Genomic DNA, 7,272 nt, shown 5'->3' with positions numbered 1-7,272 from the left:
CGATCTGAGTCATGGGCTGTGTCCACTGTTAATCAGTGGACACAGCTTGCCTTGCTCTCAATTCGGGCGCTATGTGCTGATAAATTCGCGCTTACCTTCGAACCTATTCACTGCCATGTTCGTGCAGGTCAGGCAGCTTTCCGTTTGATCCGCTATCGGTACGTTGAGGCCCTGCTGGCAGAACCGCTTTGTTGGCTTTTCTCTCCCGCCGCTCGCTGCGTCGCTGTTCCGCACGCTTCACGACTTCTTCCAGCGATTGCACGTCTTCGGGGGTCGAACGACCAAAGCGCTTGCTATAACAGTGCGCGATAAATTCGGCGAGGGGCCGCTTCCACGGCTCCTGCTGGTCGTTAGCCAGTGATCCGAATTTTCGGGGATTCAATCCCAGTTCGCGAGCCATCTGGATATGAATATGGCTCAACCTGAAACGCTGCCGCGCATCAAACCAGGGTTGAAGTTTCGGTGGCGTCCGCATTACTGCCCACCTTTGCGCCAACTCACTGCAGTCAATCGCTCCACTGCCGCGTAGTAACGCGCCTGCGAAGCAGCAGCATCGTCGTTCTGATCCGCCTTCAAAATGCCAAACAGATTCTCTGCGACAACTGAGCCGATCGCGTGGATAGCATCGTGTCGCGTGAGTCCCTGTTTCCCGAGGCGATCCATTGCCCGGACCACGGGCTCAAGGTCCAAGGCAATCTGGTTTTCGACGATCACATGTAGCGCGGCATGTGCCGTAAGGTTGGGAAGCTTGATCCGGGCGACGCGATGCCAGGTTTCAATGAGAAGAATCCGCTCCTGTTCGTCGAGTTCAAGCCATGATTGAGGCTCGGGCCCGCGCTCCGGGTTGTACGCTTCCATGATGTCAATCCTGTACTGACTTCTGTTCATAGTAAAAATGCCGACTGCCGTCGCGTTGCGCTTAACCGTGCCAATTGAGCCCATGCGGAGGCATCGCGGGCGTTACACGCAGTTCGCTCCAACGCTCACCGAGACGGTCGATGCACGGCGTCTGATTATTCTGCCGCGCATCGAACAGACGCTCTAGCCAGCGTTCCCGCATGACGGCTGGCGCATCGACTCCGGCGATGACTGGTACCGGTGCGTCGACTGCACGGTTCACGGCTGTGCCGGGTGCACCGAACGAACTGTCGACCCGCTCGAGCGCGGGTGAAAGCTTCTCGAGCAAGGACACGGCGCCATCGGCCGCGACAACAAGCTCCTTTCGGGCGATCTGCCGGATTTCCGCGACGACTTCCTTGAGACGCTGGATCGGCAGCGCAGATTTCCGGCCAGACGCGCCGCGCTGGAACCGTGCCGGGAAAGTCCACCTGTGAGCGGTTGGACGGGTCGTCATCTTCAGGCATGCCGTGTCAGCGCGTCTTCATATAAGCGGCGTACAGGCCGGCATGCAGATCGCGCAGCGCCTTGCGGCGCTCAACCAGCTCATGCTGGTTGCCCTGCCGCTCGAGGCTCAGGATCTGCAGCAACAGCCGCGTCGCCCGCTCCGGCGCCGTCTGGCGCGACGGCTGCGCTTCACGCAGCAGCGGTGCCAGTCCTGGCTTTTCGATCAGCACCCACGCGGGAAACCACGCGAGGTCGGCTGTCTGGCCTGCACCCTCGAAATTCGCGTCGAACTTTCTGCGCAACGTGTCGATTGACGCGTCGGCGAGCCGTTGCAACAGACCCGCCAGCCGGCCAGGTGACAGCCACGCCAGTTCAGTGAGTAATGGCAACGCGGATTCCAGGCCATCCGCGCGATGCTGCACCTCGGCCATCCACGTCAGCGGCGCCGGGATCCGGCGCCACGACTCGATCCGCTCGACGGCCCGTCTTGCCTCACCCCAGTCGCCCGCGCGCAGCCATAGCGGCGCCGCGTGAAGGTCACTGACCTCAGCGCGAAACGGCAGGGCCGCGGCCTGCTGCGCGAGCGTCCGCCAGCATGACGCCATCCACGCCCGTCCGGGTGCGTCGCCCAGTAACCGCCGCGCCGCTGGTTCAACCTCATCATTGAGGCGACCACAGGCGGCCGCCAGCGCCGGATGATCGACGAGCGGCGCGGGGACATCGTTTCCGAGCACATCGATCAATGTCGCCAACCCGGCCAGGGTGTCGTCATCGGGAAATTCGCCTGCCAGTCTCTTCAAGGCCTGCCGGGCAGAGACCGCATCGCGCCGGTGGAGGGCATCCACCACATCGTTGCGGAGCATGACGTCGCGGCTGTCGGCAAAGATGTCGAGCTGCATGATGGTCAGCGTCAGAAGAGTTGATCGTTCAGACCGGCCAGATTAGCCCATTTCACCACGCTGCGGAACGACCGGCCATTGACGTCGACCGATTCGATCACCGCGCGTTGACCGCTCGCTTCAGCGATCACGCGCACGATGCGATCGCGATACCGCATCAGCGCGCCGATCGATGGACAGACGGCCTTCTTCCTTTTCCGGGCGGTCGGGTTCATGCGCTTATCCCGGCTTCTTCGTCGATGCCGCCTTGCGGGTCGCACGGGGCTGCTTGCGGGCGGGTACCGTGACAGCCCCACCCTTGCGACCTGAGCCGCGCGGGGCGACCGCCCCCGTCATCTGCTGTCGCAGCAACCCGAGCTCACGCGCATAGCCGGCGCTGGCGTCGCGCACAGCCGCCAGGCTGCCCTCGATGACACCAGCCTGGTGCCGCGCATCGGCAAGTTGCGCCTGCACGGCCTGCAGTTCGCTGCGATGCCGCGTCTCGCCCTGCTCGCCCTTTCGCGTGGTGGCCACCAGTTCTTTCTGGAGGCGCGCGGTGGCAACCCGTTCACGCTCGATCTCGAGCAGCGCACTTTTCTCGGCTGCCCGTAGTCGATCTTCTGCCAGATCGGCACTGGCGCGCAGCTTTTCAAGTTCACCCGAAAACCTTTCCCTTGCCTCCACCAGTTCGCGCTCGCGCGCGGCCAGTGCCGCCTGGACCCGCGCCAGTTCTGCCTCCAGCGCCTGTCGCTGCGCGTGGCCTTCGGCGTGTGCCCTGTCGAGATCCCGTATCTCGACCTGCGCGGCCAGCAGCGCCGCGGTGCGCTGCTCGAGCGCGGTCTCGGTGCGACCCAGCTCGTCCCGCGCGGCGACGACCGCCTGCTGCGCCTCGACACGCTGCGCCTCGACCTCGTCGCGCAGCGCGTCAAGCGCGGCCTCCGCTGACGCGGTGGCGCGGGTCCAGAGGGTGGCCACCAGTTCGCCGGCTGCTGCACCGAGATCAGCCGGCAGGTCGGGATGCTCGATGCGCACCCGACTCTTTTCACGCAACTCCGTCCAGAACTCGCCGAGCACGGCCGCGGGGGTTCTGTCGCGGTAAGGCGGTTGAGTCGTACAAAGGCGATATGATGAGGATAGCTTACGTCACCAACGAGTAGAACTGGCAGGCTGCAGACGGCTTGATTTTACCAGTGTGTTTCATCTGCCCTTTGGCGATCATATGCATGATCTCGATGCCGCTCAGAATGACACGCGCGCAGCGGAAGTCCTTGAACCCGAGCATCGGTCGGATGATGCGTTTGATGGCCCGATGGTCCTGCTCAACCACGTTGTTCAGATACTTGACCTGACGAATCTTGATGGGTGTGTCGCGCCCGGCATTCACCGCGTGCAGCGCGGCCAGATTGGCTCCGCTTTTGTCGATCGTCACCGTCTCGGGTACGCCGTTTTGCTGGATCGATTTTTCGAAATAACGCTGGGCAGCGGCCTTGTTCCGCCTAGCTCGCAGAAGAAAGTCGACCGTGTTGCCCTCCTTGTCCACGGCCCGGTAGAGGCAGCTCCATTCGCCCCGGATCTTCACGTAGGTTTCGTCCACCCGCCAGCTCTTGCCAACTGCTCGCTTGCAGCGGCGGAACGCCTTCTCAAGCACGGGCAGAAGCTTGATGGCCCAGCGGTGCACTGTGGAATGATCGACCGCAATTCCACGCTCGGCCATCATTTCCTCAAGATGACGCAAGCTAAGCGGATAGGCGACGTACCAACGCACGCAGGTCAGGATCACTTCCAGCGGATAGTGTAGCCGTTTAAGCGCGCGTGCCACACCCGGATCCAGCGTCTTCATTCTTCGCCCACGCACCATTTCGATTGAGCCAGATTACCAGAACCCCTTATTGCGACAAAACCCCTTTGAATGATCACGAAGGTTGAAGTTGCCGCCAGCAGATGGCGTTGAACATTGGCCCAATTGATGCCGTCCCACGTCACGCCGGAAGGTGCACGCGCCCGTGTTGCTGCACTCATTTGCTTTCCTCCCGTATAGATGGTTCTGCAAACTCTCTGGTGAGGAGAGACCATGAGGAAGTCTGCCCGCTTTCGCGTCGGGTGATGTTGCAACCCGTATCCCGTCCATTACAGCCGGGCATACGCTTTTTCCCCGTTCCTGTGCCCGCACCGCCATGGGCAGACCTCGCAGCCTGCTGTCCCCGAAGGGAGCGATACGGGGTTTCCACGTTCCGCTTATGGAAGTACGTCGGGTTAGGTGCCTGCTCTGGGCCGGGAGGTATATGGGTCACGAAAAGCGTAATCGAGAGACGCTGTTCCCACCTCCGGTACCGTTTTGGTTCGAGCGCAATAGCCATTTCCGCTCGTTCAACCTAACGACCTTATTGCAGATTCAAATGTTTTCACCATACCGACTATCCGGCACTCATCCGGCGTATGGCTGCCAGAAGGGTACGCCTCTCGCGATTGATACCCCGCGCCTTGCGGCGCTTCGTTACGTTGTCAGAGCCGCTCTTGATTCAGGCTCCTAGATTCACCGGGTGACACCGGTGGTTCTCTCCTTCTATGCTGCGAGAAGTGAGAACAACTTCTGTAAGCGACCTCGTGTCGCACCTCGACCAGGTTGTTGAGATATTTAGACTGGCGAATCTCGACGGGCGTTTCACGATCGACGTTGATCCCTTCGAGCTCGGCGAGATTGGCGCCGCGTTTGTCGATGATCACCGTCCCGGGCGCACCTTTCTGGGCGATCGATTTCTCAAAGTAACGTCAGACTGCAGTCTTGTCCCGGTGGGCGCGTAGCAGAAAATCGATGGTGTTTCCGTCCTTGTCGACGGCCCGGTAAAGATATCGCCATCCGCCCTGGACGCGAATGTACGTCTCGTCCATGCGCCAGCTCTTGCCAACCGGCCGCTTGCGCAGGCGAACGCTTTCTCCAGCACCGGCAACAACTTCACGGCCCAGCGGTGCACGGTCGAATGATCGACCGAAACGCCGCGCCCAGCCATCATGTCTTCGAGATTCCGCAGGCTCAGCGGATAGGCCACGTACCAGCGCACGCAAGTCAGTATTATATCGCGCGGATAATGCAGGCGTTTGAGCACTCGGGCCAGCGCCGGATTCAACATCCTCATTGGGCTTTCAGTTGTTCGTGTCGTTTCACGCATCGTAGCGCAATGCCTTACTGCAACAGATCCATCGCCGCGATACCGCCAACCAACATCAATGGTATTCACCATCGATTTATGGAAAAATGACGGAAATCGACGCACAGGCGAGGAGGACAGTTCATGGGTCTCTCAAGGCAGCAAGCCACTGAAAACCGGCAGCTAATCATTACCGCTGCCGAAAAGCTCTTCCGGGAGCGTGGGGTGGATGCGGTGGGATTGACGGAGCTGACGAAGGCCGCAGGCTTTACTCATGGCGGCTTCTACAACCACTTCGAATCGAAGGATGCGTTGGTGGCTGCGGTGATGAACCAGGCCATGGAGAGCCGTGCAAGACGACTGATCGCGGCGATCGCGCAGTCCAGAGCGATGAGGGCGGATCCCATCAAGCGCCAGATCGACTGGTACTTGTCCCTCGGTCATCGTGACGACATCGAGTCAGGTTGCCCAATCTCCACCTTCGCGGGCGATGTCCGGCGACTGGGCGCCGAGGCGCGCAAGTCCTACGCCGACGGCGTTGCGTTGAATCTCGACTACCTCGCGGATGCCCTTGACGGAACGAATAAAAAGGAACGCAGAAAGAGAGCTAGTGCGATTCTGAGCCGAATGGTCGGGACTTTGATACTGTCGCGTGCAGTGGTGGACGTTGATCCGGACCTCGCCGACGAAATATTGAAAGACGGCCGTCGACAGTTGTTGCTTGCCCTTGCTAACTCTTGATTGTGATGGGCACGCTCGTTTGTAACGAGATCCATGCACACGCGTTCCTGCACATGCCGCTGGTAACACCCGCCAGATGGCCGCTGATTGACAGCCCCAAGAGCAGGGCAGTGCGGTAAACATCAGCGGTGTCCTGCACGCGGGAGATCGCGCGCCGGTTCTTCGTGCAGGCGGCCGAAGTGATCAAACTCGAAAGACCGGCGCTTGCGAAAAAACTGCGCCGTGCGAGCTCGCAATGGGCGCGCGGGCCGAATTGACAACCATCCGAGATAACATGCGCCACGCCTCGATCCCGACGACGTCAATCTATCTGCATGGCGACGAAGTGAAACTTACCCGGCAGATCGGCGCGACGTTTGCAGATCAGTGGGCGCCAGCCGGAACCACATCAGATCAGCACGTAGGTTGCATTTCGAATAACTAGATCGTCGCCGACCGGATTTGACGTGGAAAATAGGCTCTGGAGCAAATTGCGAGCGCGAGAAAGAAGCGCCGTAATCGCGGCCACATCAACGTGTTGAAAGGACTGCCATCCAAACGGCAGGCGCAGCTGTATCTTTGAGACGCAGCTTTGCGAGGTTGAACTGACCGTAGCTGGGGCACGCCCCTGAGTTCTGATCGCCTTTGCGAGGAACGCCTTTGCTGCAGCCACATCGCGCCTGGCGCTGAGCCGGAAATCAACCGTCCTCCCCACTCGGTCAACTGCACGGTAAAGATAGGCCCATTTGCCGCGGATCCTCACGCAGGTTTCGTCGACGCGCCACGACTGACCGGCTACCGTTGCCAGGTGATTCCAGCATTTGACGAACTCCGGCGTGAAATACTTTACCCAGCGCATGATCGTCGTGTGCGCCAGCGACTGGCCCCGCCCAGCCATCAATTCAGCGAGGTCCAGAAAGCTGAGCTTGTAACGCAGGTACCAACGTACACACAGGACAATGACTTCGCGGTCAAAGGGCCGCCCATTGAACAACCAGTCGACGTCTCCCAGCGTACTCACTGTGTGCCCGCGCCTGTGAAAACCCAAGCGTAGCCCATCCCGTCCACCGATTTTCACCAAAGTCCCACCGTCTCGGTCACTCACTTTGGCCGCTTGCAGAAGATCACCCTCCGGGAAAGGAATCGCTCACGACGCCGCAGAACCGACTAGCTCAGAGGCAGCA

General features: G+C 60.5%; 9 protein-coding genes and 3 pseudogenes. 2 read left to right on the top strand and 10 right to left on the bottom strand.

What is annotated here, in order from left to right; genetic code table 11:
• Window positions 1-103: 103 nt before the first annotated feature.
• From P3T25_RS44455 to P3T25_RS44415, 9 genes and pseudogenes are all read right to left on the bottom strand, one after another.
• A complete protein-coding gene (locus P3T25_RS44455) occupies window positions 104-475 on the bottom strand; it encodes a hypothetical protein (protein WP_429363758.1) in 372 nt (123 codons plus the stop codon).
• A complete protein-coding gene (locus tag P3T25_RS44450; protein ID WP_429363756.1) occupies window positions 475-858 on the bottom strand; it encodes a hypothetical protein in 384 nt (127 codons plus the stop codon). The genes P3T25_RS44455 and P3T25_RS44450 overlap by 1 nt, the downstream gene beginning before the upstream one ends.
• A gap of 61 nt (window positions 859-919) precedes the next feature.
• Entirely contained in the window at window positions 920-1,354 is a 435-nt protein-coding gene (locus tag P3T25_RS44445; protein ID WP_429363754.1) for a hypothetical protein, read from the bottom strand.
• Window positions 1,355-1,370: 16 nt separating this feature from the next.
• Complete coding sequence (locus P3T25_RS44440; RefSeq protein ID WP_429363752.1) at window positions 1,371-2,243, bottom strand: hypothetical protein; 873 nt, start codon at window positions 2,241-2,243, stop codon at window positions 1,371-1,373.
• 11 nt (window positions 2,244-2,254) lie between these two features.
• A complete protein-coding gene (locus tag P3T25_RS44435) occupies window positions 2,255-2,458 on the bottom strand; it encodes a hypothetical protein (RefSeq protein ID WP_429363750.1) in 204 nt (67 codons plus the stop codon).
• 4 nt (window positions 2,459-2,462) lie between these two features.
• Window positions 2,463-3,296 (bottom strand): DNA-binding protein, encoded by an 834-nt coding sequence (locus P3T25_RS44430; protein ID WP_429363748.1) that lies wholly within the window; start codon window positions 3,294-3,296, stop codon window positions 2,463-2,465.
• Between the two features lie 64 nt (window positions 3,297-3,360).
• Complete coding sequence (locus tag P3T25_RS44425; RefSeq protein WP_429363746.1) at window positions 3,361-4,062, bottom strand: IS6 family transposase; 702 nt, start codon at window positions 4,060-4,062, stop codon at window positions 3,361-3,363.
• Window positions 4,059-4,241 carry a hypothetical protein gene (locus P3T25_RS44420; protein WP_429363744.1) on the bottom strand — a complete coding sequence of 61 codons (183 nt, stop codon included), beginning with the start codon at window positions 4,239-4,241 and terminating at the stop codon, window positions 4,059-4,061. Before P3T25_RS44420 ends, P3T25_RS44425 begins: the two co-directional genes overlap by 4 nt.
• 570 nt (window positions 4,242-4,811) lie before the next feature.
• Window positions 4,812-5,356 (bottom strand): annotated as a pseudogene (locus tag P3T25_RS44415) (IS6 family transposase); the annotation flags it as partial.
• Between the two features lie 156 nt (window positions 5,357-5,512).
• Between P3T25_RS44415 and P3T25_RS44410 the strand changes: the two are divergent.
• Window positions 5,513-6,109 (top strand): TetR/AcrR family transcriptional regulator, encoded by a 597-nt coding sequence (locus P3T25_RS44410; protein WP_429363742.1) that lies wholly within the window; start codon window positions 5,513-5,515, stop codon window positions 6,107-6,109.
• 143 nt (window positions 6,110-6,252) lie between these two features.
• Window positions 6,253-6,533 (top strand): annotated as a pseudogene (locus P3T25_RS44405) (hypothetical protein); the annotation flags it as partial.
• Window positions 6,534-6,692: 159 nt separating this feature from the next.
• Here P3T25_RS44405 and P3T25_RS44400 read toward each other — a convergent pair.
• Window positions 6,693-7,109 (bottom strand): annotated as a pseudogene (locus tag P3T25_RS44400) (IS6 family transposase); the annotation flags it as partial.
• Between the last annotated feature and the right edge of the window lie 163 nt (window positions 7,110-7,272).

The sequence above is a fragment of the Paraburkholderia sp. GAS32 genome (genome assembly GCF_050434225.1).
Classification (GTDB): Bacteria; Pseudomonadota; Gammaproteobacteria; order Burkholderiales; family Burkholderiaceae; genus Paraburkholderia; species Paraburkholderia madseniana.
The sequence above is the reverse complement of the archived record's forward strand: the minus strand, read 5'-3'. Positions and strand labels throughout refer to the sequence as shown.

What these genes read in the sequence shown, in the direction of transcription:
- P3T25_RS44435 (WP_429363750.1), bottom strand. Translation starts at nt 2,458, where the DNA reads ATGAACCCGACCGCCCGGAAAAGGAAGAAGGCCGTCTGTCCATCGATC.
- P3T25_RS44420 (WP_429363744.1), bottom strand. Translation starts at nt 4,241, where the DNA reads ATGAGTGCAGCAACACGGGCGCGTGCACCTTCCGGCGTGACGTGGGAC.
- P3T25_RS44440 (WP_429363752.1), bottom strand. Translation starts at nt 2,243, where the DNA reads ATGCAGCTCGACATCTTTGCCGACAGCCGCGACGTCATGCTCCGCAAC.
- P3T25_RS44455 (WP_429363758.1), bottom strand. Translation starts at nt 475, where the DNA reads ATGCGGACGCCACCGAAACTTCAACCCTGGTTTGATGCGCGGCAGCGT.
- P3T25_RS44410 (WP_429363742.1), top strand. Translation starts at nt 5,513, where the DNA reads ATGGGTCTCTCAAGGCAGCAAGCCACTGAAAACCGGCAGCTAATCATT.
- P3T25_RS44445 (WP_429363754.1), bottom strand. Translation starts at nt 1,354, where the DNA reads ATGACGACCCGTCCAACCGCTCACAGGTGGACTTTCCCGGCACGGTTC.
- P3T25_RS44450 (WP_429363756.1), bottom strand. Translation starts at nt 858, where the DNA reads ATGGAAGCGTACAACCCGGAGCGCGGGCCCGAGCCTCAATCATGGCTT.
- P3T25_RS44425 (WP_429363746.1), bottom strand. Translation starts at nt 4,062, where the DNA reads ATGAAGACGCTGGATCCGGGTGTGGCACGCGCGCTTAAACGGCTACAC.